The organism is Pseudomonas sp. B414 (genome assembly GCF_055408445.1).
Window position 1 is genome coordinate 101975 of record NZ_JBUZTQ010000013.1, and the last position, 25437, is coordinate 127411.

28 protein-coding genes and 4 tRNA genes are annotated in these 25437 nt (G+C 54.0%); all 32 read right to left on the reverse strand.

What is annotated here, in order from left to right:
• Positions 1 to 14: 14 nt before the first annotated feature.
• Positions 15 to 329: a 50S ribosomal protein L24 gene (gene rplX, locus ACZRMH_RS13435; RefSeq protein ID WP_016779179.1), complete on the reverse strand. Its 315-nt coding sequence runs from the start codon at positions 327 to 329 to the stop codon at positions 15 to 17.
• 11 nt (positions 330 to 340) lie between these two features.
• Positions 341 to 709, reverse strand: coding sequence for a 50S ribosomal protein L14 (rplN, locus tag ACZRMH_RS13440; protein WP_002555479.1), 369 nt, complete (start codon positions 707 to 709; stop codon positions 341 to 343).
• Between the two features lie 23 nt (positions 710 to 732).
• On the reverse strand, positions 733 to 999 hold the full coding sequence (rpsQ, locus tag ACZRMH_RS13445; protein ID WP_003194644.1) for a 30S ribosomal protein S17: 267 nt from the start codon (positions 997 to 999) through the stop codon (positions 733 to 735).
• A 2-nt stretch (positions 1000 to 1001) separates the two neighbouring features.
• Positions 1002 to 1193, reverse strand: a complete 192-nt coding sequence (gene rpmC / locus ACZRMH_RS13450; RefSeq protein WP_464013803.1) for a 50S ribosomal protein L29 — start codon at positions 1191 to 1193, stop codon at positions 1002 to 1004.
• On the reverse strand, positions 1193 to 1606 hold the full coding sequence (rplP, locus tag ACZRMH_RS13455) for a 50S ribosomal protein L16 (RefSeq protein ID WP_261740739.1): 414 nt from the start codon (positions 1604 to 1606) through the stop codon (positions 1193 to 1195). Before rplP ends, rpmC begins: the two co-directional genes overlap by 1 nt.
• A gap of 12 nt (positions 1607 to 1618) precedes the next feature.
• Positions 1619 to 2305 carry a 30S ribosomal protein S3 gene (gene rpsC, locus ACZRMH_RS13460; RefSeq protein ID WP_003176422.1) on the reverse strand — a complete coding sequence of 229 codons (687 nt, stop codon included), beginning with the start codon at positions 2303 to 2305 and terminating at the stop codon, positions 1619 to 1621.
• 13 nt (positions 2306 to 2318) lie between these two features.
• The gene (gene rplV / locus ACZRMH_RS13465) at positions 2319 to 2651 is read right to left on the reverse strand and encodes a 50S ribosomal protein L22 (RefSeq protein WP_003444373.1); all 333 of its coding nucleotides are present in this window, start codon (positions 2649 to 2651) and stop codon (positions 2319 to 2321) included.
• Between the two features lie 13 nt (positions 2652 to 2664).
• Entirely contained in the window at positions 2665 to 2940 is a 276-nt protein-coding gene (gene rpsS / locus ACZRMH_RS13470) for a 30S ribosomal protein S19 (RefSeq protein ID WP_003232420.1), read from the reverse strand.
• Positions 2941 to 2956: 16 nt separating this feature from the next.
• Positions 2957 to 3781: a 50S ribosomal protein L2 gene (gene rplB / locus ACZRMH_RS13475; protein ID WP_095037963.1), complete on the reverse strand. Its 825-nt coding sequence runs from the start codon at positions 3779 to 3781 to the stop codon at positions 2957 to 2959.
• 14 nt (positions 3782 to 3795) lie between these two features.
• Positions 3796 to 4095 (reverse strand): 50S ribosomal protein L23, encoded by a 300-nt coding sequence (gene rplW / locus ACZRMH_RS13480; RefSeq protein ID WP_003444375.1) that lies wholly within the window; start codon positions 4093 to 4095, stop codon positions 3796 to 3798.
• On the reverse strand, positions 4092 to 4694 hold the full coding sequence (gene rplD, locus ACZRMH_RS13485) for a 50S ribosomal protein L4 (protein ID WP_464013804.1): 603 nt from the start codon (positions 4692 to 4694) through the stop codon (positions 4092 to 4094). The genes rplW and rplD overlap by 4 nt, the downstream gene beginning before the upstream one ends.
• A gap of 12 nt (positions 4695 to 4706) precedes the next feature.
• Positions 4707 to 5342, reverse strand: a complete 636-nt coding sequence (rplC, locus tag ACZRMH_RS13490; protein WP_003444377.1) for a 50S ribosomal protein L3 — start codon at positions 5340 to 5342, stop codon at positions 4707 to 4709.
• An 81-nt stretch (positions 5343 to 5423) separates the two neighbouring features.
• On the reverse strand, positions 5424 to 5735 hold the full coding sequence (gene rpsJ / locus ACZRMH_RS13495) for a 30S ribosomal protein S10 (protein ID WP_003186070.1): 312 nt from the start codon (positions 5733 to 5735) through the stop codon (positions 5424 to 5426).
• A 142-nt stretch (positions 5736 to 5877) separates the two neighbouring features.
• Positions 5878 to 7071: an elongation factor Tu gene (tuf, locus tag ACZRMH_RS13500; RefSeq protein ID WP_464013805.1), complete on the reverse strand. Its 1194-nt coding sequence runs from the start codon at positions 7069 to 7071 to the stop codon at positions 5878 to 5880.
• Positions 7072 to 7106: 35 nt separating this feature from the next.
• On the reverse strand, positions 7107 to 9212 hold the full coding sequence (gene fusA, locus ACZRMH_RS13505; protein WP_464013806.1) for an elongation factor G: 2106 nt from the start codon (positions 9210 to 9212) through the stop codon (positions 7107 to 7109).
• A gap of 30 nt (positions 9213 to 9242) precedes the next feature.
• The gene (gene rpsG / locus ACZRMH_RS13510; RefSeq protein WP_019824369.1) at positions 9243 to 9713 is read right to left on the reverse strand and encodes a 30S ribosomal protein S7; all 471 of its coding nucleotides are present in this window, start codon (positions 9711 to 9713) and stop codon (positions 9243 to 9245) included.
• 122 nt (positions 9714 to 9835) lie between these two features.
• The gene (gene rpsL / locus ACZRMH_RS13515) at positions 9836 to 10207 is read right to left on the reverse strand and encodes a 30S ribosomal protein S12 (protein WP_002555494.1); all 372 of its coding nucleotides are present in this window, start codon (positions 10205 to 10207) and stop codon (positions 9836 to 9838) included.
• Between the two features lie 216 nt (positions 10208 to 10423).
• Positions 10424 to 14623: a DNA-directed RNA polymerase subunit beta' gene (gene rpoC, locus ACZRMH_RS13520; protein WP_464013807.1), complete on the reverse strand. Its 4200-nt coding sequence runs from the start codon at positions 14621 to 14623 to the stop codon at positions 10424 to 10426.
• Between the two features lie 64 nt (positions 14624 to 14687).
• Positions 14688 to 18761: a DNA-directed RNA polymerase subunit beta gene (gene rpoB / locus ACZRMH_RS13525; RefSeq protein WP_464013808.1), complete on the reverse strand. Its 4074-nt coding sequence runs from the start codon at positions 18759 to 18761 to the stop codon at positions 14688 to 14690.
• 219 nt (positions 18762 to 18980) lie between these two features.
• On the reverse strand, positions 18981 to 19346 hold the full coding sequence (gene rplL, locus ACZRMH_RS13530; protein WP_463977337.1) for a 50S ribosomal protein L7/L12: 366 nt from the start codon (positions 19344 to 19346) through the stop codon (positions 18981 to 18983).
• An 80-nt stretch (positions 19347 to 19426) separates the two neighbouring features.
• Positions 19427 to 19927, reverse strand: coding sequence for a 50S ribosomal protein L10 (gene rplJ / locus ACZRMH_RS13535; protein WP_464013809.1), 501 nt, complete (start codon positions 19925 to 19927; stop codon positions 19427 to 19429).
• A gap of 197 nt (positions 19928 to 20124) precedes the next feature.
• Positions 20125 to 20820 carry a 50S ribosomal protein L1 gene (gene rplA / locus ACZRMH_RS13540; protein WP_016779167.1) on the reverse strand — a complete coding sequence of 232 codons (696 nt, stop codon included), beginning with the start codon at positions 20818 to 20820 and terminating at the stop codon, positions 20125 to 20127.
• Positions 20820 to 21251 carry a 50S ribosomal protein L11 gene (gene rplK / locus ACZRMH_RS13545; RefSeq protein ID WP_008008888.1) on the reverse strand — a complete coding sequence of 144 codons (432 nt, stop codon included), beginning with the start codon at positions 21249 to 21251 and terminating at the stop codon, positions 20820 to 20822. The genes rplA and rplK overlap by 1 nt, the downstream gene beginning before the upstream one ends.
• Before the next feature lie 116 nt (positions 21252 to 21367).
• Positions 21368 to 21901 carry a transcription termination/antitermination protein NusG gene (gene nusG / locus ACZRMH_RS13550; protein ID WP_026014126.1) on the reverse strand — a complete coding sequence of 178 codons (534 nt, stop codon included), beginning with the start codon at positions 21899 to 21901 and terminating at the stop codon, positions 21368 to 21370.
• Between the two features lie 9 nt (positions 21902 to 21910).
• Positions 21911 to 22279: a preprotein translocase subunit SecE gene (gene secE, locus ACZRMH_RS13555; RefSeq protein WP_003444399.1), complete on the reverse strand. Its 369-nt coding sequence runs from the start codon at positions 22277 to 22279 to the stop codon at positions 21911 to 21913.
• Positions 22280 to 22324: 45 nt separating this feature from the next.
• Positions 22325 to 22400: transfer RNA gene (locus tag ACZRMH_RS13560), tRNA-Trp, on the reverse strand.
• Positions 22401 to 22645: 245 nt separating this feature from the next.
• A tRNA-Thr gene (locus ACZRMH_RS13565) sits at positions 22646 to 22721 on the reverse strand.
• A 25-nt stretch (positions 22722 to 22746) separates the two neighbouring features.
• A tRNA-Gly gene (locus tag ACZRMH_RS13570) sits at positions 22747 to 22820 on the reverse strand.
• A 25-nt stretch (positions 22821 to 22845) separates the two neighbouring features.
• Positions 22846 to 22930, reverse strand: a tRNA-Tyr gene (locus ACZRMH_RS13575).
• A gap of 110 nt (positions 22931 to 23040) precedes the next feature.
• Positions 23041 to 23499 carry a hypothetical protein gene (locus tag ACZRMH_RS13580; RefSeq protein WP_464013810.1) on the reverse strand — a complete coding sequence of 153 codons (459 nt, stop codon included), beginning with the start codon at positions 23497 to 23499 and terminating at the stop codon, positions 23041 to 23043.
• A gap of 7 nt (positions 23500 to 23506) precedes the next feature.
• Positions 23507 to 24250 carry a pantothenate kinase gene (locus ACZRMH_RS13585; protein WP_464013811.1) on the reverse strand — a complete coding sequence of 248 codons (744 nt, stop codon included), beginning with the start codon at positions 24248 to 24250 and terminating at the stop codon, positions 23507 to 23509.
• The gene (gene birA / locus ACZRMH_RS13590; protein WP_464013812.1) at positions 24240 to 25187 is read right to left on the reverse strand and encodes a bifunctional biotin--[acetyl-CoA-carboxylase] ligase/biotin operon repressor BirA; all 948 of its coding nucleotides are present in this window, start codon (positions 25185 to 25187) and stop codon (positions 24240 to 24242) included. Before birA ends, ACZRMH_RS13585 begins: the two co-directional genes overlap by 11 nt.
• Between the last annotated feature and the right edge of the window lie 250 nt (positions 25188 to 25437).

Consider the following 25437-nt stretch of genomic DNA (forward strand, 5'->3'; position numbering starts at 1 on the left):
CTACCTAGCAGTGTTCAAGCATCAACCGCTTTTTGGGTCGACTTGAAGACACGAATTTTTTTGCCTTCTTCTACTTTGAAACCAACGCGATCTGCTTTGCTGGTTTCGCTGTTGAAGATGGCCACGTTAGAAGCGTCCAGTGGAGCTTCTTTCTCGACGATACCGCCTTGTACGCCCGACATCGGGTTAGGCTTGGTATGACGCTTAACCAGGTTCAGACCGCCAATAACCAGACGGTTGTTAGCGAGAACCTTAAGCACCTTACCGCGCTTACCTTTGTCTTTGCCGGCGATCACGATGATCTCGTCGTCACGACGAATCTTTTGCATGTCGGATCTCCTTACAGCACTTCTGGGGCGAGCGAGACGATCTTCATGAACTTCTCAGTACGAAGTTCACGGGTCACTGGCCCAAAGATACGGGTGCCGATCGGCTCTTGCTTGTTGTTCAGAAGAACAGCAGCGTTGCCATCAAAGCGGATAATGGAGCCATCAGCACGACGTACGCCGTGACGAGTGCGGACTACAACAGCAGTCATCACTTGGCCTTTTTTCACTTTACCGCGAGGAATTGCTTCCTTCACGGTAACTTTGATGATGTCACCGATACCAGCGTAACGACGATGGGAGCCACCCAGCACCTTGATGCACATAACGCGGCGTGCACCGCTGTTATCGGCCACATCGAGCATGGATTGAGTCTGAATCATATAATTTCTCCGACCCCTAGTCCTTAGACTTCCACAGCGCGTTCGAGAACATCAACCAGAGCCCAAGACTTGGTCTTGGCCATCGGACGAGTTTCACGAATAGTGACTTTGTCGCCGATGTGGCACTGATTGGTTTCGTCGTGCGCGTGCAGCTTAGTCGAACGCTTAACGTATTTACCGTAGATCGGGTGCTTAACGCGACGCTCGATCAGTACGGTGATGGTTTTGTCCATCTTGTCGCTGACAACACGGCCAGTCAGCGTACGGACAGTCTTTTCGGCTTCAGCCATGATTACTTACCTGCCTGCTGTTTGAGCACAGTCTTCACGCGAGCGATGTCACGTTTAACATGCGAGAGCAGATGCGACTGCCCCAACTGGCCAGTTGCTTTCTGCATACGCAGATTGAACTGGTCGCGCAGCAAGCCGAGCAGTTGCTCGTTCAGCTGCTGTGCGGATTTTTCACGAAGTTCATTCGCTTTCATCACATCACCGTCCGTTTAACAAAGGCGGTGGCGAGCGGCAGCTTTGCAGCAGCCAGGGCAAAAGCCTCACGCGCCAGCTCTTCAGTAACACCCTCGATTTCATACAGGACTTTGCCTGGCTGAATCTGGGCAACCCAGTATTCCACGTTACCCTTACCTTTACCCATACGAACTTCGAGGGGCTTTTTGGAAATAGGCTTGTCCGGGAATACACGGATCCAGATCTTGCCGCCACGTTTAACGTGACGGGTCAGTGCACGACGCGCTGATTCGATCTGACGAGCGGTGAGACGACCACGAGCTACAGACTTCAGCGCGTATTCGCCGAAGCTGACTTTGCTACCGCGCAATGCCAAGCCACGGTTGTGGCCAGTCATTTGCTTGCGGAACTTCGTACGCTTTGGTTGCAACATTTGGCGTACCCCTTACTTAGCAGCTTTTTTACGAGGCGCTGGTGCTTGTGGCTTCAGCTCTTCTTGGCGACCACCAATTACTTCGCCTTTGAAGATCCAAACCTTTACACCGATCACACCGTAAGTGGTGTGAGCTTCGTAGTTGGCATAGTCGATGTCGGCACGCAGGGTGTGCAATGGCACACGACCTTCGCGATACCATTCAGTACGTGCGATTTCAGCACCGCCGAGACGACCGCTCACTTGGATTTTGATGCCCTTGGCACCAATGCGCATAGCGTTCTGTACAGCGCGTTTCATCGCGCGACGGAACATTACACGACGCTCCAGCTGCTGAGCTACGCTCTGCGCAACCAGCATACCGTCGAGTTCCGGCTTGCGGATCTCTTCGATATTGATGTGCACAGGCACACCCATTTGCTTGGTCAGGTCCTGACGCAGTTTCTCAACATCTTCACCTTTCTTCCCGATAACGATACCTGGACGAGCGGTGTGGATGGTGATACGTGCAGTTTGGGCCGGACGATGGATATCGATACGGCTTACGGACGCGCTTTTTAGTTTGTCTTGGAGGTATTCACGCACCTTCAGATCAGCGAACAAATAGTCCGCATAAGTCCGGCCGTCTGCGTACCAGACGGAGGTGTGCTCCTTGACGATTCCCAGGCGAATGCCAATGGGATGTACTTTCTGACCCATCTCTTCGACTCCGTTACTTGTCAGCAACCTTGACAGTGATATGGCAAGACCGCTTGACGATGCGATCAGCGCGGCCTTTGGCACGCGGCATGATGCGCTTCAGCGAACGCCCTTCGTTGACGAAAACGGTGGCGACTTTCAAGTCGTCAACGTCTGCGCCTTCGTTGTGCTCGGCGTTGGCTACGGCCGACTCCAGCACTTTCTTGATGATCTCGGCGGCTTTCTTGTTGCTGAAAGCCAACAGGTTGAGCGCTTCGCCCACCTTCTTCCCGCGGATCTGGTCGGCGACCAAGCGGGCTTTCTGGGCGGAGATTCGAGCGCCCGACAACTTAGCGGCTACTTCCATCGTTCCTTACCCCTTAACGCTTGGCTTTCTTGTCTGCCACGTGCCCACGATAAGTGCGGGTACCGGCAAACTCGCCTAGTTTATGGCCAACCATGTCTTCGTTCACAAGAACTGGGACATGAAGACGACCGTTATGCACAGCGATGGTCAGACCGACCATTTGTGGCAGGATCATCGAACGACGCGACCAGGTTTTCACCGGTTTGCGATCGTTCTTTTCCGCCGCCACTTCGATCTTCTTCAGTAGGTGAAGATCAATAAAAGGACCTTTTTTCAGAGAACGTGGCACTGTCGTATCCCTCTATTTACTTGCGACGACGGACGATCATTTTGTCGGTACGCTTATTACCACGAGTCTTCGCGCCCTTAGTCGGGAAGCCCCATGGCGATACCGGATGACGACCACCAGAGGTACGACCTTCACCACCACCATGTGGGTGGTCAACCGGGTTCATGGCAACACCACGAACGGTTGGGCGAACGCCACGCCAGCGTTTGGCACCAGCTTTACCCAGCGAACGCAGGCTGTGCTCGGAGTTCGAGACTTCGCCCAGCGTTGCACGGCATTCAGCCAATACTTTACGCATTTCACCAGAGCGCAGACGCAGGGTCACATAGACACCATCGCGAGCGACCAGCTGAGCCGAAGCACCAGCGGAACGAGCGATTTGCGCGCCTTTACCCGGCTTCAATTCGATGCCGTGTACGGTGCTACCAACTGGAATGCTGCGCAGTTGCAACTGGTTGCCCGGCTTGATCGGAGCCAAAGCACCCGAAATCAGCTGGTCGCCAGCGCTCACGCCCTTAGGCGCGATGATGTAACGGCGTTCGCCGTCTGCGTACAGCATCAAAGCGATGTGAGCAGTACGGTTTGGATCGTATTCGATACGCTCGACAGTGGCTGGAATGCCATCTTTGTCGTTGCGACGGAAGTCGACCATACGGTAATGCTGCTTATGACCACCACCGATGTGACGGGTAGTAATACGGCCATTGTTGTTACGACCACCAGTCTTCGATTTCTTCTCGAGCAGCGGTGCGTGAGGAGCGCCTTTATGCAGCTCCTGGTTGACCACCTTGACCACATGACGGCGGCCAGGGGAAGTCGGTTTGCATTTAACGATTGCCATGATGCACCCCTTCCTTACTCAGCACTGCTGCTGAAATCGAGATCTTGGCCTGGCTGAAGGGAGATTACTGCCTTCTTCCAGTCATTACGCTTGCCCACGCCGCGAGCGGTGCGCTTGCTCTTACCCAGAACGTTCAGGGTAGTAACACGCTCAACTTTCACGCTGAACAGGCTTTCGACGGCCTTCTTGATTTCCAGCTTGGTTGCATCAGTAGCAACCTTGAAAACGAACTGGCCTTTTTTGTCTGCCAGAACCGTAGCCTTCTCGGAAACGTGCGGGCCAAGCAGAACTTTAAATACGCGTTCCTGGTTCATCCCAGCAGCTCCTCGAATTTCTTCACGGCCGACACGGTGATCAACACCTTGTCGTATGCGATCAGACTAACTGGATCGGAACCTTGCACGTCACGTACATCAACGTGTGGCAGGTTGCGAGCAGCCAGGTACAGGTTCTGATCAACACCTTCAGACACGATCAAGACATCAGTCAGACCCATGCCATTCAGCTTGTTGAGCAGATCTTTGGTTTTCGGTGCTTCAACAACGAAGTCCTGAACCACGACCAGACGATCAGTACGCACCAGCTCAGCAAGGATGGAACGCATTGCTGCGCGATACATCTTCTTGTTCAGCTTCTGAGAGTGATCCTGTGGACGCGCTGCGAAAGTGGTACCGCCGCCGCGCCAGATTGGGCTACGGATAGTACCGGCACGAGCACGGCCAGTACCTTTCTGACGCCAAGGGCGCTTACCGCCACCACGAACGTCGGAACGGGTCTTTTGCTGCTTGCTACCTTGACGGCCGCCGGCCATGTAGGCCACGACTGCTTGGTGAACCAGCGTCTCGTTGAACTCGCCGCCGAACGTCAGTTCGGAAACTTCGATCGCCTGAGCGTCATTTACATTTAATTGCATGTCAGCTTCCCCTTAACCGCGAGCCTTGGCCGCTGGACGTACAACCAGGTTGCCGCCAGTAGCGCCAGGAACAGCACCCTTGACCAACAACAGATTGCGTTCAGCGTCGACGCGCACTACTTCGAGGGACTGCACGGTCACGCGCTCAGCGCCCATATGACCGGACATTTTTTTGCCCTTGAATACACGACCAGGAGTCTGGCACTGGCCAATAGAGCCCGGGACGCGGTGGGAAACGGAGTTACCGTGAGTGTTATCTTGGCCACGGAAATTCCAACGCTTGATCGTACCCTGGAAGCCTTTACCTTTGGACTGACCGGTCACATCGACCATCTGACCTGCGGTGAAGATTTCAGCGTTGATCAGATCGCCTGCCTGGTACTCGCCTTCTTCAAGACGGAATTCCATTACGGTACGACCGGCTGCAACGTTTGCTTTAGCGAAGTGACCCGCTTGAGCAGCAGTTACACGCGAAGCGCGACGCTCGCCGACAGTGACTTGCACTGCACGATAGCCATCGGTTTCTTCAGTTTTGAACTGGGTGACGCGATTCGGCTCGATCTCAATGACCGTAACCGGAATGGAGACACCTTCTTCGGTGAAAATACGGGTCATACCGCATTTACGACCGACTACACCAATAGTCATGTTGTAAACCTCATGAGTGTACGGGGCTTTCACCCGCTATGGCCGCCCATTTCAGAGCGTTACACGACTAAGACCCAAGTCTTAGCCGAGGCTGATCTGCACTTCCACACCGGCCGCAAGATCAAGCTTCATAAGAGCATCAACGGTTTTATCCGTTGGCTGGACGATGTCCAGTACGCGCTTATGAGTACGGATCTCGTACTGGTCACGCGCGTCTTTGTTGACGTGCGGGGAGACCAGAACGGTGAACCGCTCTTTACGGGTAGGCAGTGGAATTGGACCACGCACTTGAGCACCAGTACGTTTCGCGGTTTCCACGATTTCCTGGGTTGATTGGTCGATCAGGCGATGGTCAAAGGCCTTCAACCTGATACGGATTTGCTGATTTTGCATTGGATTTCAGACTCCGATTGCTATTCCCACCGAGCGCAATACGCCCGTTTAAAGGAGGCGCAATTCTATAGATGGCCCAACTGGGTGTCAACTCAATAAAAAAAGCCCCCGCTGAGCGGGGGCTTTTTCAGGCAATCAAAGCTTAAGCAATGATTTTGGCTACAACGCCAGCGCCAACGGTACGACCGCCTTCACGGATTGCGAAACGCAGACCGTCTTCCATTGCGATGGTTTTGATCAGGGTGACAACCATTTTGATGTTGTCGCCTGGCATTACCATCTCAACGCCTTCCGGCAGTTCGCAGTTACCAGTTACGTCAGTTGTACGGAAGTAGAACTGAGGACGGTAGCCTTTGAAGAACGGAGTGTGACGACCGCCTTCTTCTTTGCTCAACACGTACACTTCAGCTTCGAAGGTAGTGTGTGGCTTAACCGAGCCTGGCTTAACCAGAACCTGGCCACGCTCTACGTCGTCACGCTTGGTGCCGCGCAGCAGCACGCCGCAGTTCTCGCCCGCACGACCTTCGTCGAGCAGCTTACGGAACATTTCAACGCCGGTGCAGGTGGTAACAGTAGTGTCACGCAGACCAACGATTTCCAGCGGATCTTGAACGCGAACGATACCGCGCTCGATACGACCGGTAACAACAGTACCACGACCCGAAATCGAGAATACGTCTTCGATTGGCATCAGGAATGGCTTGTCGATTACGCGAACTGGATCTGGGATGTAGCTGTCCAGAACTTCAACCAGTTTACGAACGGCAGTGGTGCCCATTTCGTTGTCGTCTTTGCCTTCCAGCGCCATACGAGCCGAACCGATGATGATCGGAGTGTCGTCGCCTGGGAAGTCGTAAGTCGACAGCAGGTCACGAACTTCCATCTCAACCAGTTCCAGCAGCTCAGCGTCGTCTACCAGGTCAGCCTTGTTCAGGAAGACCACGATGTACGGAACGCCAACCTGACGGGACAGCAGGATGTGCTCACGGGTTTGTGGCATCGGACCATCAGCGGCCGAACAAACCAGGATAGCGCCGTCCATCTGGGCAGCACCGGTGATCATGTTCTTCACATAGTCAGCGTGACCTGGGCAGTCAACGTGAGCGTAGTGACGGATCAGCGAGTTGTATTCAACGTGCGCAGTGTTGATCGTGATACCACGAGCTTTTTCTTCTGGCGCGCTGTCGATTTTATCGAAATCAACGATTGCCGAACCGAAAACTTCGGAGCAAACACGGGTCAGAGCTGCAGTCAGCGTGGTTTTACCATGGTCAACGTGACCGATAGTGCCAACGTTGACGTGCGGTAGGGAACGATCAAATTTTTCTTTAGCCACGACAATTAACTCCTTGCCTAAAGGACTGAACTAAATCAGCCTTGTTTTTTAGTAACAGTTTCGACGATGTGCGCCGGAGCTGTATCGTATTTTTTGAATTCCATAGAGTAGCTTGCGCGACCCTGGGACATGGAACGAACGTCGGTCGCATAACCGAACATTTCGCCCAACGGCACTTCAGCACGAATAACTTTGCCGGAGACCGTATCTTCCATACCCTGGATCATGCCGCGACGACGGTTCAAGTCGCCCATCACGTCACCCATATAGTCTTCAGGTGTAACAACCTCTACCGCCATGATCGGCTCAAGCAGCTCACCGCCACCTTTGGTAGCCAGTTGCTTGGTCGCCATGGAAGCAGCCACCTTAAACGCCATCTCGTTGGAGTCGACGTCGTGGTAAGAACCATCAAACACGGTAGCCTTCAGGCCGATCAGCGGATAGCCGGCAACAACACCGTTCTTCATCTGCTCTTCGATACCCTTCTGGATAGCCGGGATGTATTCCTTAGGAACCACACCACCTACCACTTCGTTCACGAACTGCAGACCTTCCTGACCTTCGTCAGCAGGTGCAAAACGGATCCAGCAGTGACCAAACTGGCCACGACCGCCGGACTGACGAACGAACTTGCCTTCGATTTCACACTTCTTCGTGATGCGCTCACGATACGAAACCTGAGGCTTACCGATGTTGGCTTCGACGTTGAACTCACGGCGCATCCGGTCAACCAGGATGTCCAGGTGCAGCTCGCCCATGCCAGAGATGATCGTTTGACCAGTCTCTTCATCAGTTTTAACGCGGAAAGATGGATCTTCCTGAGCAAGCTTGCCCAGTGCAACACCCATTTTTTCCTGGTCATCCTTGGTCTTAGGCTCAACGGCAACCGAAATAACCGGCTCCGGGAAGTCCATGCGAACCAGGATGATTGGCTTGTCAGCGTTGCACAAAGTCTCACCAGTGGTGACGTCCTTCATGCCGATCAAGGCCGCGATGTCACCAGCGCGTACTTCCTTGATTTCTTCACGGGCGTTTGCGTGCATTTGCACCATACGACCCACGCGCTCTTTCTTGCCTTTAACCGAGTTGATTACGCCGTCACCGGAGTTCAACACGCCCGAGTAAACACGGACGAAGGTCAAGGTACCCACGAATGGGTCGGTAGCGATCTTGAACGCCAGAGCCGAGAACGGCTCGCTGTCGTCTGCATGACGCTCCAGCTCGATGCTCTCGTCATCCGGGTCAGTACCCTTGATGGCAGGAATATCGGTTGGTGCAGGCAGGAAGTCGATAACGGCGTCGAGAACCAGGGGAACGCCCTTGTTCTTGAACGAAGAACCGCAAACAGCCAGGACGATCTCACCAGCGATAGTACGCTGACGCAGAGCCGCCTTGATTTCCGCGATGGTGAATTCTTCACCTTCGAGGTACTTGTTCATCAGCTCTTCATTGGCTTCGGCAGCAGCCTGAACCATGTTGTCGCGCCACTCGTCAGCAAGATCTTTCAGCTCAGCTGGAATCTCTTTGCGAACAGGAACCATACCTTTGTCAGCATCGTTCCAGTACACAGCTTCCATGTTGATCAGATCAATCTGACCCTGGAAGTTGTCTTCGGAACCGATAGCCAACTGGATTGGAACTGGAGTGTGGCCCAGACGCTTCTTGATCTGCTCAATAACGCGCAGGAAGTTGGCACCAGCACGGTCCATCTTGTTTACATAAACAAGACGTGGAACGCCGTATTTGTTGGCTTGACGCCATACGGTTTCCGACTGAGGCTCAACGCCCGAGGTACCACAGAACACAACGACAGCGCCGTCGAGTACGCGCAGGGAACGTTCAACTTCAATAGTGAAGTCAACGTGGCCCGGGGTATCGATTACGTTGAAGCGATGCTCATCTTTGTACTGCTTGGCAGAGCCCTTCCAGAAGGCGGTGATAGCAGCAGAAGTAATGGTAATACCACGCTCCTGCTCCTGAACCATCCAGTCTGTGGTCGCGGCGCCATCATGCACCTCGCCCATTTTGTGACTTTTGCCAGTGTAAAACAGTACGCGCTCGGTGGTGGTGGTTTTACCAGCATCCACGTGAGCGACGATACCGATGTTACGGTAGCGACTAATCGGAGTAGTACGAGCCATAAAGCCCTCGCAAAATTAGTGAAGCTGAATTTAGAAGCGGTAGTGCGAGAAAGCTTTGTTAGCTTCGGCCATACGGTGCACGTCTTCACGCTTCTTAACAGCAGCACCTTTACCTTCAGCAGCGTCCAACAGTTCGCCAGCCAAACGCAGAGCCATAGACTTCTCGCCGCGCTTGCGGGCGAAGTCTACCAACCAGCGCATTGCCAGGGCGTTACGACGGGACGGGCGAACTTCGACCGGAACCTGGTAAGTAGCACCGCCTACACGGCGCGACTTCACTTCGACCAGCGGAGCGATGGCGTCGAGAGCTTTCTCGAAGATTTCCAGGGGATCGCTGTTCTTGCGTTCTTTAACCTTTTCCAGCGCGCCATAAACGATACGCTCGGCAACGGCTTTTTTGCCGCTTTCCATTACGTGGTTCATGAACTTGGCCAGAATTTGGCTTCCGTATTTTGGATCGTCAAGCACATCGCGCTTGGCTGCTACGCGTCTTCTTGGCATGGATAAGCCCTCAAACGGTCTTCAGGTTAGCTCGGAACCATTACACCCTGAGGTGCACGTCCGACCTTACTCTTATCGACTCAGAAAAAAAGAAATCTGCATTATTTACCGGAAACCGAAGACTACTTCGGCTTCTTGGTACCGTACTTCGAACGACCCTGGTTACGACCTTTAACGCCGGAAGTATCCAAAGAGCCGCGAACGGTGTGATAACGAACACCTGGCAAGTCTTTTACACGACCGCCACGAATCAGTACCACGCTGTGTTCTTGCAGGTTGTGACCTTCACCACCGATGTACGAGGAAACCTCGAAACCGTTGGTCAGGCGCACACGGCATACTTTACGCAGTGCCGAGTTAGGTTTTTTCGGCGTAGTTGTATACACACGGGTGCATACGCCACGACGTTGCGGGCAGTTTTGCAGCGCAGGTACGTCGGATTTCTCGACGATACGCTTACGCGGCTGACGTACCAGCTGGTTGATAGTTGCCATCTACTAGCTCCACTGTTGTCTTGCGACGCTATTGTCTTGCAAGAAAAGCAAAATGGCAGGAACGAATTCCCGCCAAATTTAGGGGTACAAGAGTCTAAAGAGGATCTTGTCCCCAGTCAAGGCAAGGCCCCGACACTTCCACTCATCAAACCCAGACAAAATGCCTCGATTCGATGAACGGAACTGTCGGGGCCCGCCCTTCATCTACCGCAGAACTCAGTTACCGCTCGAGTTCAGCGCTTCGGTCAGTGCAGCTTCCACTTCACTGGCGCTTACGCGCAACGGCTTGTCAGCTTCACGGCGGCGCTTGCGCTCGCTGTGGTATGCCAAACCGGTACCAGCCGGGATCAAACGACCCACGACTACGTTTTCTTTCAGGCCGCGCAGGTAATCGCGTTTGCCGGTTACCGCTGCTTCGGTCAGTACGCGGGTGGTCTCTTGGAAAGAGGCCGCGGAGATGAACGATTCAGTCGACAACGACGCCTTGGTGATACCCAGCAGGACGCGAGTGAACTTGGACACGAATTTATCTTCGCCACCCAGACGTTCGTTCTCGGTCAATACCTGCGTCAACTCCATCTGGTCGCCCTTGATGAAGGTGGAATCGCCAGACTCGGCAATCTCAACTTTACGCAGCATCTGACGCAGAATGGTCTCGATGTGCTTATCGTTGATTTTTACGCCTTGCAGACGGTAAACGTCCTGGATCTCGTTAACGATGTACTTGGCCAGCGCACTCACACCCAGCAGACGCAGGATGTCGTGTGGATCGCTTGGACCGTCGGAGATAACTTCGCCGCGGTTCACTTGTTCGCCTTCGAAGACGTTCAGGTGGCGCCACTTTGGAATCAGCTCTTCGTACGGATCAGTACCGTCGTTCGGGGTAATAACCAGACGGCGCTTGCCTTTGGTTTCTTTACCGAACGCGATGGTGCCGCTGACTTCAGCCAGAATCGAGGCTTCTTTCGGACGACGCGCTTCGAACAAGTCAGCAACCCGTGGCAGACCACCGGTGATGTCTCGAGTTTTCGAAGTTTCTTGCGGAATACGAGCGATAACGTCACCGATCGCGATTTCCGCACCATCCGCTACACCGACCAGGGCGTTGGCTGGCAGGAAGTACTGAGCCGGTACGTCGGTACCTGGCAACAGCAGATCCTTGCCATCCACACCAACCATCTTAACGGCTGGACGGATGTCCTTGCCGGCAGCTGGACGGTCTTTGGCATCGAGTACTTCAATGTTGGTCATACCGGTCAATTCGTCAGTCTGACGCTTGATCGTGATGCCTTCTTCCATGCCCACGTAGGTCACGGTACCTTTCATTTCGGTAACGATTGGGTGAGTGTGCGGATCCCACTTGGCTACGATCGAGCCAGCGTCAACCTTGTCACCTTCTTTAACCGAAATCACGGCGCCGTACGGCAGCTTGTAACGCTCACGCTCACGACCGAAGTCATCAGCGATGGCCAGCTCACCGGAACGCGATACAGCTACCAGGCAACCGTCTACTCGCTCAACGTGCTTCAGGTTGTGCAGACGGACAGTACCGCCATTCTTCACCTGAACGCTGTCAGCAGCAGAGGTCCGGCTTGCCGCACCACCGATGTGGAACGTACGCATTGTCAGCTGTGTACCCGGCTCACCGATCGACTGGGCAGCGATAACGCCGACAGCTTCACCGATGTTCACCTGGTGACCACGAGCCAAGTCACGGCCGTAGCACTTGGCACAGATACCGAAGCGAGTTTCACAGCTGATTGGCGAACGTACGATTACTTCGTCGATGCTGTTCAGCTCGATGAATTCAACCCACTTCTCGTCAACCAGAGTTCCTGCAGGAACGATGATTTCTTCAGTGCCCGGCTTGAATACGTCACGGGCGATTACTCGACCCAGTACGCGCTCACCCAACGGCTCAACAACGTCGCCGCCTTCGATGTGCGGAGTCATCAGCAGACCGTGTTCGGTACCGCAGTCAACTTCAGTCACAACCAGATCTTGTGCAACGTCTACCAGACGACGAGTCAGATAACCGGAGTTAGCTGTCTTCAAGGCGGTATCCGCCAGACCCTTACGAGCACCGTGAGTCGAGATGAAGTACTGAAGTACGCTCAAACCTTCACGGAAGTTCGCAGTAATCGGCGTTTCGATGATGGAGCCATCCGGCTTGGCCATCAGACCACGCATACCGGCCAGCTGACGGATCTGCGCAGCAGAACCTCGAGCACCGGAGTCGGCCATCATGTACATCGAGTTGAACGACTCTTGCTCAACTTCAACGCCGTGACGGTCGATAACCTTCTCTTTCGAGAGGTTCGACATCATTGCCTTGGAAACTTCGTCGTTAGCTTTCGACCAAAGGTCGATTACCTTGTTGTACTTCTCGCCCTGAGTTACCAGGCCCGAGGCGTACTGACTTTCGATTTCTTTCACTTCATCGGTTGCAGCCGCGATGATGCGAGCTTTCTCGTCCGGGATAACGAAGTCGTTAACACCGATCGAAACGCCGGAAATGGTCGAATAAGCAAAACCGGTGTACATCAACTGGTCAGCGAAGATCACGGTCTCTTTCAAACCAACCACGCGGTAGCACTGGTTGATCAGTTTGGAGATCGCTTTTTTCTTCATCGGCAGGTTGACGACGTCGTACGACAGACCTTTTGGCACAACCTGGAACAACAGGGCACGGCCGACAGTAGTGTCGACGATACGGGTGTTGCTCACGCTGCCGCCATCACGGTCGTTGACGGTTTCGTTGATACGAACCTTGACCTTGGCATGCAGTGCGGCTTCGCCGGCACGGAATACACGGTCAACTTCCTGCAGATCCGCGAATACACGACCTTCGCCCTTGGCGTTGATCGCTTCACGAGTCATGTAGTACAGACCCAATACAACGTCCTGCGACGGAACGATGATTGGCTCACCGTTGGCTGGCGACAGAATGTTGTTGGTCGACATCATCAACGCACGCGCTTCCAACTGAGCTTCCAGTGTCAGCGGTACGTGCACGGCCATCTGGTCGCCGTCGAAGTCGGCGTTGTACGCAGCACAGACCAGAGGGTGCAGCTGGATAGCCTTACCTTCGATCAGTACCGGTTCAAAAGCCTGGATGCCCAGACGGTGAAGGGTCGGTGCACGGTTGAGAAGTACCGGGTGTTCACGGATTACTTCAGCAAGAACGTCCCAAACCTCTGGCAGCTCGCGCTCAACCATTTTCTTGGCGGCTTTGATGGTGGTAGCGAGACCACGCATTTCGAGCTTGCCAAAAATGAACGGTTTGAACAGCTCAAGAGCCATTTTCTTCGGCAGACCGCACTGGTGCAGACGCAGGGTCGGACCTACGGTAATTACCGAACGACCCGAGTAGTCAACACGCTTACCGAGCAAGTTCTGACGGAAACGACCTTGCTTACCCTTGATCATGTCAGCCAGGGATTTCAGAGGACGCTTGTTCGAACCGGTAATAGCGCGACCACGACGGCCGTTGTCGAGCAAGGCGTCGACCGCTTCTTGCAACATACGCTTTTCGTTGCGCACGATGATGTCCGGAGCGGACAGATCAAGCAGGCGCTTCAAGCGGTTGTTACGGTTGATCACTCGACGATACAGATCGTTGAGGTCGGAAGTGGCGAAACGACCACCGTCCAGCGGAACCAAAGGACGCAGATCTGGCGGCAGAACCGGCAGAACGGTCAGAACCATCCACTCCGGAAGGTTGCCGGAACCCAGGAAGGCTTCCATCAACTTCAGGCGCTTGGACAGCTTCTTGATTTTGGTTTCGGAGTTGGTTTGCGGAATTTCTTCACGCAGACGGCCAATCTCGTGTTCCAGGTCGATAGCGTGCAGCAGTTCACGGACAGCTTCGGCACCCATACGGGCATCAAAGTCATCGCCGAACTCTTCCAGCGCTTCGAAGTACTGCTCATCGTTCAGCAGCTGACCTTTTTCCAGAGTGGTCATGCCCGGATCGATAACGACATAGCTCTCGAAGTAGAGAACGCGTTCGATATCACGCAGGGTCATGTCCATCAGCAAGCCGATACGGGACGGCAGCGATTTCAGGAACCAGATGTGAGCCACTGGCGAAGCCAGTTCAATGTGAGCCATGCGCTCGCGACGGACCTTGGCCAGTGCGACTTCAACGCCACACTTCTCACAGATCACACCGCGGTGCTTCAAGCGCTTGTACTTACCGCACAGGCACTCGTAATCCTTTACCGGGCCAAAGATCTTGGCGCAGAACAGGCCGTCACGCTCAGGCTTGAACGTACGGTAGTTGATGGTTTCCGGCTTTTTAACTTCACCGAACGACCACGAACGGATCATCTCAGGCGATGCCAATCCAATACGGATGGCGTCGAACTCTTCGACTTGACCCTGGTTTTTCAGCAAATTCAGTAGGTCTTTCAAGGCCTTTCCTCCTGGCGGAGCAGAGAGCGGGCCATACAGCCCCGCTCTCGATTCGCGTCACGTGTTATTCGGTTTCCAGATCGATATCGATGCCGAGGGAACGAATTTCTTTGATCAACACGTTGAAGGACTCGGGCATGCCCGGCTCCATACGGTGATCGCCGTCCACGATGTTTTTGTACATCTTGGTACGACCGTTCACATCGTCCGACTTCACTGTGAGCATTTCTTGCAGAGTGTATGCCGCGCCGTAGGCTTCCAGCGCCCAGACCTCCATCTCCCCGAAACGCTGACCACCGAACTGCGCCTTACCACCCAGCGGCTGCTGGGTAACCAGGCTGTAAGAACCGGTAGAACGAGCGTGCATCTTGTCGTCTACCAAGTGGTTCAGCTTCAGCATGTACATGTAGCCAACGGTAACCGGACGCTCGAACTGGTTGCCGGTACGACCGTCAGTCAGCGTCATCTGGCCGCTGTCTGGCAGGTCTGCCAAACGAAGCATTGCCTTGATTTCGCTTTCCTTGGCACCGTCGAACACCGGGGTAGCCATCGGCACACCGCCACGAAGGTTCTTCGCCAGATCCAGGATTTCCTGATCGGAGAAGTCATCCAGGCTTTCTTGACGACCGCCAATTTCGTTGTAGATCTCATGCAGGAACTTGCGCAGGTCAGCGACCTTGCGTTGTTCTTCAATCATGAGGTTGATCTTCTCGCCCAAACCTTTGGCTGCGAGGCCCAGGTGAGTTTCGAGAATCTGACCAACGTTCATACGCGAAGGTACGCCCAACGGGTTGAGGACCACATCGACCGGGGTGCCATTGGCATCGTACGGCATGTCTTCAACCGGCATGATCACGGAGACCACACCTTTGTTACCGTGACGACCAGCCATCTTGTCACCCGGCTGGATGCGACGACGGATTGCCAGGTAAACCTTGACGATTTTCAGCACGCCTGGAGCCAGGTCATCGCCCTGCTGCAGTTTGCGCTTCTTGTCTTCGAACTTGTCGTCCAGCAGACGACGGCGATCGATGATGTAAGCCTGAGCCTTTTCAAGCTGCTCGTTCAGAGCATCTTCAGCCATGCGCAGTTTGAACCACTGACCATGCTCAAGACCGTCCAGGATTTCATTGGTGATCTCCTGACCTTTCTTCAGACCGGCACCGCCCTCGGCTATACGGCCGACCAGAGCAGAGCGCAGACGTTCGAAGGTGGCACCTTCAACGATACGGAACTCTTCGTTCAGATCCTTGCGGATCTCGTCCAGCTGGGTCTTCTCGATCGACAGTGCACGAGCATCACGCTCAACGCCGTCACGGGTGAAGACCTGCACGTCGATAACAGTACCTTTGGTACCGGTAGGTACACGCAGGGAAGTGTCTTTAACGTCGCTGGCTTTTTCACCGAAGATTGCGCGCAACAGCTTCTCTTCTGGAGTCAGCTGAGTCTCGCCTTTCGGAGTGACCTTACCGACCAGAATGTCGCCAGCGCCAACTTCAGCACCTACGTAAACAATACCGGCTTCGTCCAGTTTGTTCAGTGCAGCTTCACCCACGTTCGGGATGTCTGCAGTGATCTCTTCAGGCCCAAGCTTGGTGTCACGTGCCACACAGGTCAGTTCCTGAATGTGGATCGTGGTAAAGCGATCTTCTTGAACAACTCGTTCCGACAGGCAGATGGAGTCTTCGAAGTTGTAACCGTTCCAGGCCATGAACGCGATGCGCATGTTCTGACCCAACGCCAGCTCACCCATATCGGTGGACGGGCCGTCAGCCATGATGTCGCTACGCTGTACACGATCACCCTTGCGAACCAGCGGACGCTGGTTGATGCAAGTGTTCTGGTTGGAGCGGGTGTATTTGGTCAGGTTGTAGATGTCGACACCGGCTTCGCCAGTTTCTACTTCATCATCAGCAACACGAACCACGATACGGCTGGCATCAACAGAGTCGATCACGCCGCCACGACGAGCCACGACGCAAACGCCGGAGTCACGGGCTACGTTACGCTCCATGCCGGTACCTACCAGCGGCTTGTCAGCGCGCAGGGTGGGTACAGCTTGACGCTGCATGTTGGAACCCATCAACGCACGGTTGGCGTCATCGTGTTCCAGGAACGGGATCAGCGACGCTGCAACCGAAACTACCTGCTTCGGCGAAACGTCCATCAAGGTGACGTCTTCCGGCGCCTTAACGGTGAATTCGTTCAAGTGACGAACAGCTACCAGTTCGTCGATCAGCACTTTCTTGTCGTTCATCGTGGCCGAAGCCTGAGCGATCACATGATCAGCTTCTTCGATGGCGGACAGGAAAACGATCTCGTCGGTAACCAGAGCGTCTTTCACCACACGGTACGGGCTCTCAAGGAAGCCGTACTGGTTGGTGCGCGCATAGGCCGCCAAGGAGTTGATCAGACCGATGTTCGGACCTTCCGGCGTCTCAATCGGGCACACACGGCCGTAGTGAGTCGGGTGTACGTCACGAACTTCAAAGCCGGCACGCTCACGCGTCAAACCGCCCGGGCCCAGTGCAGAAACACGGCGCTTGTGGGTGATCTCGGACAGCGGGTTGTTCTGGTCCATGAACTGGGACAGCTGGCTCGAACCGAAGAACTCTTTCACCGCCGCAGCCACTGGCTTGGCGTTGATCAGGTCTTGCGGCATCAGGCCTTCGCTTTCAGCCATCGACAGACGCTCTTTGACCGCACGCTCAACACGTACCAGGCCAACGCGGAACTGGTTCTCAGCCATTTCGCCTACACAGCGAACACGACGGTTACCCAGGTGGTCGATGTCATCGACGATGCCTTTACCGTTACGGATGTCGACCAGAGTCTTCAGTACCGCGACGATGTCTTCTTTGCACAACACGCCCGAACCTTCGATCTCGGTACGACCGATACGACGGTTGAACTTCATCCGGCCGACCGCAGACAGGTCATAGCGCTCAGGGCTGAAGAACAGGTTGTTGAACAGAGTCTCGGCAGCGTCTTTGGTTGGCGGCTCGCCTGGACGCATCATGCGATAGATTTCGACCAGCGCTTCCAATTGGTTGCTGGTGGAGTCGATCTTCAGTGTGTCGGAGACGAACGGACCGCAGTCGATATCGTTGGTGTACAACGTCTCGATGCGAACAACCTGACCCTTGGCAATTTTTGCCAGGATTTCAGTGGTCAGCTCGGTGTTGCACTCAGCAATGATTTCGCCGGTTGCCGGATGCACGATAGCCTTGGCCGTTGTGCGACCCAGGACATAGTCCAGAGGCATAACGAGCTCTTTGATACCGGCTTTTTCCAGCTGGTTGATGTGGCGAGCAGTAATACGACGACCCTGCTCAACAATCACCTTGCCTTTGTCATCGACGATGTCGATGGCCGCGATTTCACCGCGCAGACGCTGTGGAACCAGTTCCAGACTGATGCTCTCACCCTGAACGTGGAACACGTTGGTGGTGTAGAACGCGTCCAGCACTTGCTCAGTGGTATAACCCAGCGCGCGCAGCAGTACCGATGCAGGCAGCTTGCGACGACGGTCAATACGCACGAACACGCAGTCTTTCGGGTCGAACTCGAAGTCCAACCACGAACCGCGGTAAGGAATGATACGCGCAGAATAAAGCAGCTTACCGGAGCTGTGCGTCTTGCCGCGGTCGTGGTCAAAGAACACGCCCGGGGAACGGTGCAGCTGGGAAACAATTACACGCTCGGTACCGTTGATTACGAAGGTACCGTTTTCAGTCATCAGGGGAATTTCACCCATGTAGACTTCTTGCTCTTTGATGTCCTTGATCGCTTTATTCGACGATTCTTTGTCGAAAATGATCAAACGAACTTTTACCCGCAAAGGTACGGCGTACGTTACGCCACGCAACACGCATTCTTTCACATCAAATGCCGGCTCGCCCAAGCGATAACCGACGTACTCCAGCGCAGCATTGCCGGAGTAGCTGATGATCGGGAAAACGGATTTGAAGGCCGCATGCAGGCCCACGTCGCGGAACTGATCTTTAGTCGCTCCCGCCTGCAAGAATTCACGATACGAATCCAGCTGGATTGCCAAGAGATACGGCACATCCATGACGTCCGGCAACTTGCTAAAGTCCTTGCGGATACGTTTTTTCTCAGTATATGAGTAAGCCATCAGCGTTCCCCAGCTTGGTCACCTGCTTGTTTGGCCTCTCCCGACGGGAGCAGCCAGAAAATCGTGCAAACCCCTTGGTTTGCTCCACCGCACAGGGTGGTTACAGCACGTTAAAGGCACCAACCTAGTCGGCTGCCAATAACGGAAAAAGGCCGGTGGCAAGAGCCACCAGCCATCAGCCTCAGCTTAACGCTTGGGCTGGAGACGCAAAGTCGATGCTTACTTCAGCTCGACTTTAGCGCCTGCTTCTTCCAAGGTAGCCTTGGCTTTGTCAGCTGCTTCTTTAGCAACAGCTTCCAGGACCATAGCTGGAGCGCCGTCAACTACTGCCTTGGCTTCTTTCAAGCCCAGACCAGTCAGTTCACGAACAGCCTTGATCACGTTAACTTTCTTCTCGCCAGCTTCCAGCAGCATGACGTTGAATTCAGTTTGCTCTTCAACAACAGCAGCGGCAGCAGCAGGACCAGCAGAAGCAGCAGCAGCGGAAACGCCGAATGCTTCTTCCATTGCCTTGATCAGCTCAACGATTTCCAGAACGGATTTCGAACCGATTGCGTCGATGATTTCTTGAGTAGTCAGAGACATGACTATAAATTCCTGTATTGGGGTGACAGCCTAGGCGGCCATCGAAATAAACAATAAACGCTGAAAGGAGTCGCTCAGCCTTAGGCTGCAGCAGCTTCTTTCTGGTCGCGAAGTGCCGCCAGAGTACGAGCCAATTTGCTGGTAGCGCCTTGAATCACGCTCATCAGCTGAGAAATTGCTTCGTCACGGGTCGGCAGGCTTGCCAGTACGTCGATCTGATTAGCTGCGAGGAACTTGCCCTCGAACGCAGCTGCCTTGATCTCGAACTTATCCTGACCTTTTGCGAACTCTTTGAAAATACGAGCAGCAGCGCCCGGATGATCTTTGGAGAATGCAATCAAGGTCGGGCCAGTGAACACGTCGTTGAGAACACTGTATTCAGTGTCAGCAACAGCGCGCTTGAGCAGGGTGTTACGTACAACACGTACGTAAACGCCAGCTTCACGAGCCTCTTTACGGAGTCCGGTCATAGCGCTTACTGTCACACCGCGGGCATCAGCCACAACAGCGGACAGGGCAACTTTGGCAGCCTCGTTGACTTCAGCGACGATGGCCTTCTTGTCTTCGAGTTTAATTGCCACGGGTTTAACTCCTGCTTGTTACCGTTTCATCTGGCCGAGGCCGGATGTCGTTTTGGTGTCTGATTCGGTAAGGAACCGGGAGCACCATCTGCGTAGGCTTGAGGTTTAAGACTTGCGTCGCCTACGGTCTTGGATAGCCCCCGCCAGGCAGGGACCCCAATCTTTCAATTGGCGCATTTGACTGCGCCAATATTGTCTTACGCGTCCAGGGAACCCTGGTCGATGACCAGGCCCGGGCCCATAGTGGTGCTCAGGGTTACGCGCTTAACATAAATACCTTTCGAGGAAGCTGGCTTGATACGCTTCAGATCAGCGATCAGGGCTTCAACGTTTTCCTTCAGCTGAACGGCGTCGAAGCCGATCTTGCCAACGGAAGTGTGGATGATACCGTTTTTGTCAGTGCGATAACGAACCTGACCAGCCTTCGCGTTCTTAACAGCGGTGGCTACGTCTGGAGTTACAGTACCAACCTTAGGGTTAGGCATCAGACCACGTGGGCCCAGGATCTGACCCAACTGACCAACAACACGCATTGCGTCCGGGGATGCAATAACTACGTCGTAGTTCAGGTCGCCGCCTTTCATTTCGGCAGCCAGGTCGTCCATACCAACGCGATCAGCGCCGGCAGCCAGAGCAGCTTCAGCAGCTGGACCCTGGGTGAACACAGCTACACGTACAGTCTTGCCAGTGCCGTGTGGCAGCACAGTAGCGCTACGAACAACCTGGTCAGATTTACGTGGGTCTACGCCCAGGTTAACGGCGATGTCAAACGACTCGCTGAATTTTACAGTCGACAGCTCAGCCAGCAAAGCAGCAGCGTCTACAAAGTTGTAAGACTTGCCAGCTTCGATTTTACCGGCGATTGCCTTTTGACGCTTAGTCAGCTTAGCCATTACACACCCTCCACGTTAAGGCCCATGCTACGAGCAGAACCGGCGATAGTACGCACGGCTGCTTCCATATCAGCTGCAGTCAGATCCGCGTTTTTGGTTTTCGCGATTTCTTCCAGCTGAGCACGAGTTACAGTGCCAACCTTAACGGTGTTTGGACGAGCGGAACCGCTAGTCAGACCAGCAGCCTTCTTCAGCAGAACCGAAGCAGGGGTCGACTTGGTTTCGAACGTGAAGCTACGGTCGCTGTATACAGTGATGATCACTGGAGTCGGCAGGCCTGGCTCAATACCCTGAGTACGGGCGTTGAAAGCTTTGCAGAACTCCATGATGTTCACACCATGTTGACCCAGAGCTGGACCAACAGGTGGGCTTGGGTTGGCCTGAGCGGCCTTCACTTGCAGCTTGATGTAAGCGGTAATCTTCTTAGCCATGAGGCACTCCAATTACGGGTTCAAGCGCCTAAAGAGGCTCCCCGGTTACTTGCGCGTTTATCCCAGTGACGACAAAACCCCACAGCCTAAGCCATGGGGTTGGGATTCGTGTTCAGCTAGACCTTTTCGACCTGGCTAAACTCTAGCTCTACCGGAGTAGAGCGACCGAAAATGAGCACCGCCACTTGGATGCGGCTCTTTTCGTAGTTAACTTCTTCAACCGTGCCGTTAAAGTCGGCAAACGGACCGTCGGTAACACGGACAACTTCGCCCGGCTCGAACAGTGTTTTTGGCTTGGGCTTGTCGCTGCCATCAGCAACGCGACGCAGAATTGCTTCTGCTTCTTTATCAGTGATCGGTGCCGGTTTATCGGCGGTCCCACCAATGAAGCCCATGACGCGCGGAGTGTCCTTGACCAAGTGCCAAGTCCCTTCGCTCATGTCCATCTGAACCAGCACATAACCAGGGAAGAACTTGCGCTCGCTTTTGCGTTTCTGGCCATTACGCATTTCAACCACTTCTTCAGTGGGAACCAGAATTTCGCCGAAGCCATCTTCCATGCCTGCCAGCTTAATACGCTCGATCAACGAGCGCATAACATGCTTTTCGTAACCCGAATAAGCATGCACTACGTACCAACGCTTAGCCACGGGACACCCTTAGCCAACAATCAAGGAAACGAGCCAGCCGAGCAGGGAATCTAAACCCCACAACAGCAACGCCATAACAAGAACAACAGCCACCACGATCAACGTGGTCTGCGTAGTTTCTTGGCGAGTTGGCCATACGACTTTACGAATCTCAGTACGAGCTTCCTTTACCAGGACAGAGAACGACTTGCCTTTTGCCGTCTGCAAGCCTACATAGGCAGCAACAGCAGCAATCACAAGAAGTGCAATGACACGATACAGGATCGGCGAACCAGAATAATACTGATTCCCAACAACGCCAACCACCACAAGAGCAACCACTACAAGCCACTTGAGGAGATCGAAGCGAGAGCCTTGAACTTCAGCCTTGGGAGTCATCTAAGAGGATCCTGTGAAAAGAAAGCCAGACGCAATGAGCGAATCTGGCAGGTCAGGAGGGAATCGAACCCCCAACCTACGGTTTTGGAGACCGTCGCTCTGCCAATTGAGCTACTGACCTAAAACATTATCGAGCCGCCGATTATGCCGACCCGAGAGAGACTTTTCAACCATCAATGCAATTACTTTTGCCGACAACCCAAAAACAGATCAATCAACACTGCAAGAAGCTGTATGCAAGCAACCCACGACAGCAATCACGAACCGGAGCAGCAGTACCAGCATCAGCACTACCAGCAAACACTCCAGACAAGCTATTAAGCCTGTTAAAACAAAGGCAGATATTTTCATATCTGCCTTGTTATATGGAGCTCTTGAGCGGATTTGAACCGCTGACCTCACCCTTACCAAGGGTGTGCTCTACCAACTGAGCTACAAGAGCAAAACACGTTGCAAAACAGCTAGACTGGAGCGGGTGGCGGGAATCGAACCCGCATCATTAGCTTGGAAGGCTAAGGTTCTACCACTAAACTACACCCGCAAATCTTGCTGCTCTAGCTTGAATATGGTGGAGGGGGAAGGATTCGAACCTTCGAAGTCGTAGACGTCAGATTTACAGTCTGATCCCTTTGGCCGCTCGGGAACCCCTCCTGAGCTGGCTAGAATTCTACATCATTCTAACCTTATGTCAACCACTTTCTTCAATTAAATCAGGAAGTTAGCAACTTGACTCGCTTCACACCTAGTAGCCTGTTTGGTGTTCACTGTGGAGCGGGCGCCATTCTATGCAAACTATCGGGTGGCTGCAACCCCTCGCAGCGCATTTTTTTGTATTTTAAACCATTGAATTCATTAGCAAGGTTCTGCAAAACCATTTCACTTGCGCCAGGCGTGCTTTGAGCGCTGACTTGCAGGGCATATCCCGCCAGTTCCGCGCGCACTCCTTCGAGCCGAACTGACTGCATGCCCATATCGGAAAGCCTGCGCTGCATGCCGTGCAACTGCTCCTCAGTGGTTAAACCACCGAGATAAAGGCATTCGCCCCCCTGTTGCGCTTCACCAGCGGCAGGACGCGCCTCACTAAGAAGACGTATATCCTGATGACTACCCTTGTACAGTGACAGGGAAATAACTTCCTTGGCCCTCAGCGGCGCTTCTTGCTGGTGCCATACGTAGTAAAAGACATTTAAAACAACCAGCAGCAGAAACAGCCAACGCATAGGAACCTCAAGGAAGGGGACAAACTACCGCCAAACCGACAAATACAAGGTCTTGCACCAAGCGGGCATCTGGAACCATGTCCCTCACCAGGCTTGCGTCACCTCCGGTCAGAAAAACCTCAAAGTCTTCCCCCCAGTACTCACGCGCCAATTCCAGCTGGGTCAAAACAAAACCGCGCATCATCAGCAAGCACCCGCGCTCTACCGCCTCAACTGTTGTACGACCCGGCGTACGCTGAAGCAACGCTTGCTCGGCAGATTGGTCGTCATACCTGATACGTCGGGTGTGAGTACGCAACTGATCGCGCATCAAGGGCATTCCCGGGCATATAAACCCGCCCAAATGCTGCCCACCAGCATCAACGAAGTCCGCTGTTACCGCCGTACCAAAATCCAGCACCAGGCACGCACTTTTCGCCAATTCAAAAGCGCCAACCACTGCGAGCCAACGATCGAGCCCCAAACGGGCAAACTCTTCATAACCGTTGCTGACCCCCGCCGCAGTCCTTGCCGGTTGTGCGCACTCTGCTGCAACACCAAAGGTCTTTGCAATTGACGCCACCAGGCTCAACGTCTCTTCATCATTGCGCACACTCACCAAACGGCAGCGGGTTATATGCAACTGTGGAGAAGCCAAAACTGCAGCCAGAAGCGCAGCATCGGAGTCGACGACTCCCCCACCCACCGGCACCCCGGCATCAAGAGCACGCCACTTTATAAAACTGTTGCCACAGTCCATTTCAAGAATCATGGCGCAACCTCAGGCTAAGCTCACCGCCGCTGTACACTTTCTCCTCGCCATTGACACTCATGCGCAGCGCGCCTTGCTGATCAATACCTATGACCGTGCCATCCACCTGGTGCACTCCAGCTATCAAAGATACTTCACGCCCCTGCCACAAATGATTCTGCTCCCACTCAGCCTGTATGGCCGAGAACCCTTCTGCGGCATGACGCTTGAGATACACAAGCAAGCTATCGTTGAGGGTCGAAATCAGCAGATTACGGTTTACCGAACGACCGGACTCCAGAAACACCGAAGTCCAGGCCTGATCGACCTCACTGGCCACCCGCATATTGACGTTGATACCTATACCCAGAACCACATGGCAGACATCAGCAGGATCCCCGACCAGCTCGAGCAAAATTCCGGCAATTTTCTTGTTGCCCACAAGCACATCATTTGGCCATTTAAGGCCAGCATCAGGTATGCCTGCACCTCGTAGCGCACTCAATACTGCAAGGCCAACTACAAGGCTAAGCCCTTCAAGTTGGCGCATCCCCCCGTCCATACGAAGGACCAGGCTGTAATAAATATTTTCTGCGAATGGACTTACCCATTTACGGCCTCTGCGCCCACGACCGGCGGTTTGGCGCTCAGCCGTGACGACAAATGGCGCTGCAGCACCATTATCAATCGCGCGTAAAGCCTCGGCATTGGTGGAATCTAATGAGTGATGAATCGCGACCGGCCATGGGCTGGCAACCAATTGATCCTGCTCAAGGAGCTCCAGCGGTGCAGCCAGTTGATAGCCGCGACCACGAACTTTATGAATGGACAGGTTCAGATCCGACTCCAAATGCTGGAGCTGCTTCCACACTGCACTGCGACTAACGCCAAGTGCGGCGCCAAGCGCTTGCCCTGAATGGAATCGACCATCTTTAAGGAGTTTCAACAACGTCAGCATGCAAGTATCGCCTCACAATGAGGCACGCATAATAGCCATGAGCGGAGCCATTGCATAGAAACCCCGTTCAAGCTGCAAGCGAACCACAGAATGGCTGTCAGGGGTATAGCGCCTGCAGCTTGCTGTTTGAAACTATCAGCTGCTTTTTAGCGCGCAAAAACAAACCCCCTGTCTGCGTTAGCAGACAGGGGGTTTGGAATTTAATCTTGACGATGACCTACTCTCACATGGGGAAACCCCACACTACCAT

Coding starts and splice junctions, on each gene's coding strand:
- rplX (WP_016779179.1), bottom strand. CDS start 329: ATGCAAAAGATTCGTCGTGACGACGAGATCATCGTGATCGCCGGCAAA.
- rplN (WP_002555479.1), bottom strand. CDS start 709: ATGATTCAGACTCAATCCATGCTCGATGTGGCCGATAACAGCGGTGCA.
- rpsQ (WP_003194644.1), bottom strand. CDS start 999: ATGGCTGAAGCCGAAAAGACTGTCCGTACGCTGACTGGCCGTGTTGTC.
- rpmC (WP_464013803.1), bottom strand. CDS start 1,193: ATGAAAGCGAATGAACTTCGTGAAAAATCCGCACAGCAGCTGAACGAG.
- rplP (WP_261740739.1), bottom strand. CDS start 1,606: ATGTTGCAACCAAAGCGTACGAAGTTCCGCAAGCAAATGACTGGCCAC.
- rpsC (WP_003176422.1), bottom strand. CDS start 2,305: ATGGGTCAGAAAGTACATCCCATTGGCATTCGCCTGGGAATCGTCAAG.
- rplV (WP_003444373.1), bottom strand. CDS start 2,651: ATGGAAGTAGCCGCTAAGTTGTCGGGCGCTCGAATCTCCGCCCAGAAA.
- rplB (WP_095037963.1), bottom strand. CDS start 3,781: ATGGCAATCGTTAAATGCAAACCGACTTCCCCTGGCCGCCGTCATGTG.
- rplW (WP_003444375.1), bottom strand. CDS start 4,095: ATGAACCAGGAACGCGTATTTAAAGTTCTGCTTGGCCCGCACGTTTCC.
- rplD (WP_464013804.1), bottom strand. CDS start 4,694: ATGCAATTAAATGTAAATGACGCTCAGGCGATCGAAGTTTCCGAACTG.
- rplC (WP_003444377.1), bottom strand. CDS start 5,342: ATGACTATTGGTGTAGTCGGTCGTAAATGCGGTATGACCCGTATTTTC.
- rpsJ (WP_003186070.1), bottom strand. CDS start 5,735: ATGCAAAATCAGCAAATCCGTATCAGGTTGAAGGCCTTTGACCATCGC.
- fusA (WP_464013806.1), bottom strand. CDS start 9,212: ATGGCTCGTACTACTCCGATTAGTCGCTACCGTAACATCGGTATCGTC.
- rpsG (WP_019824369.1), bottom strand. CDS start 9,713: ATGCCAAGAAGACGCGTAGCAGCCAAGCGCGATGTGCTTGACGATCCA.
- rpsL (WP_002555494.1), bottom strand. CDS start 10,207: ATGGCAACTATCAACCAGCTGGTACGTCAGCCGCGTAAGCGTATCGTC.
- rpoB (WP_464013808.1), bottom strand. CDS start 18,761: ATGGCTTACTCATATACTGAGAAAAAACGTATCCGCAAGGACTTTAGC.
- rplL (WP_463977337.1), bottom strand. CDS start 19,346: ATGTCTCTGACTACTCAAGAAATCATCGACGCAATCGGTTCGAAATCC.
- rplA (WP_016779167.1), bottom strand. CDS start 20,820: ATGGCTAAGCTGACTAAGCGTCAAAAGGCAATCGCCGGTAAAATCGAA.
- rplK (WP_008008888.1), bottom strand. CDS start 21,251: ATGGCTAAGAAGATTACCGCTTACATCAAGCTGCAAGTGAAGGCCGCT.
- secE (WP_003444399.1), bottom strand. CDS start 22,279: ATGACTCCCAAGGCTGAAGTTCAAGGCTCTCGCTTCGATCTCCTCAAG.
- ACZRMH_RS13580 (WP_464013810.1), bottom strand. CDS start 23,499: ATGCGTTGGCTGTTTCTGCTGCTGGTTGTTTTAAATGTCTTTTACTAC.
- ACZRMH_RS13585 (WP_464013811.1), bottom strand. CDS start 24,250: ATGATTCTTGAAATGGACTGTGGCAACAGTTTTATAAAGTGGCGTGCT.
- birA (WP_464013812.1), bottom strand. CDS start 25,187: ATGCTGACGTTGTTGAAACTCCTTAAAGATGGTCGATTCCATTCAGGG.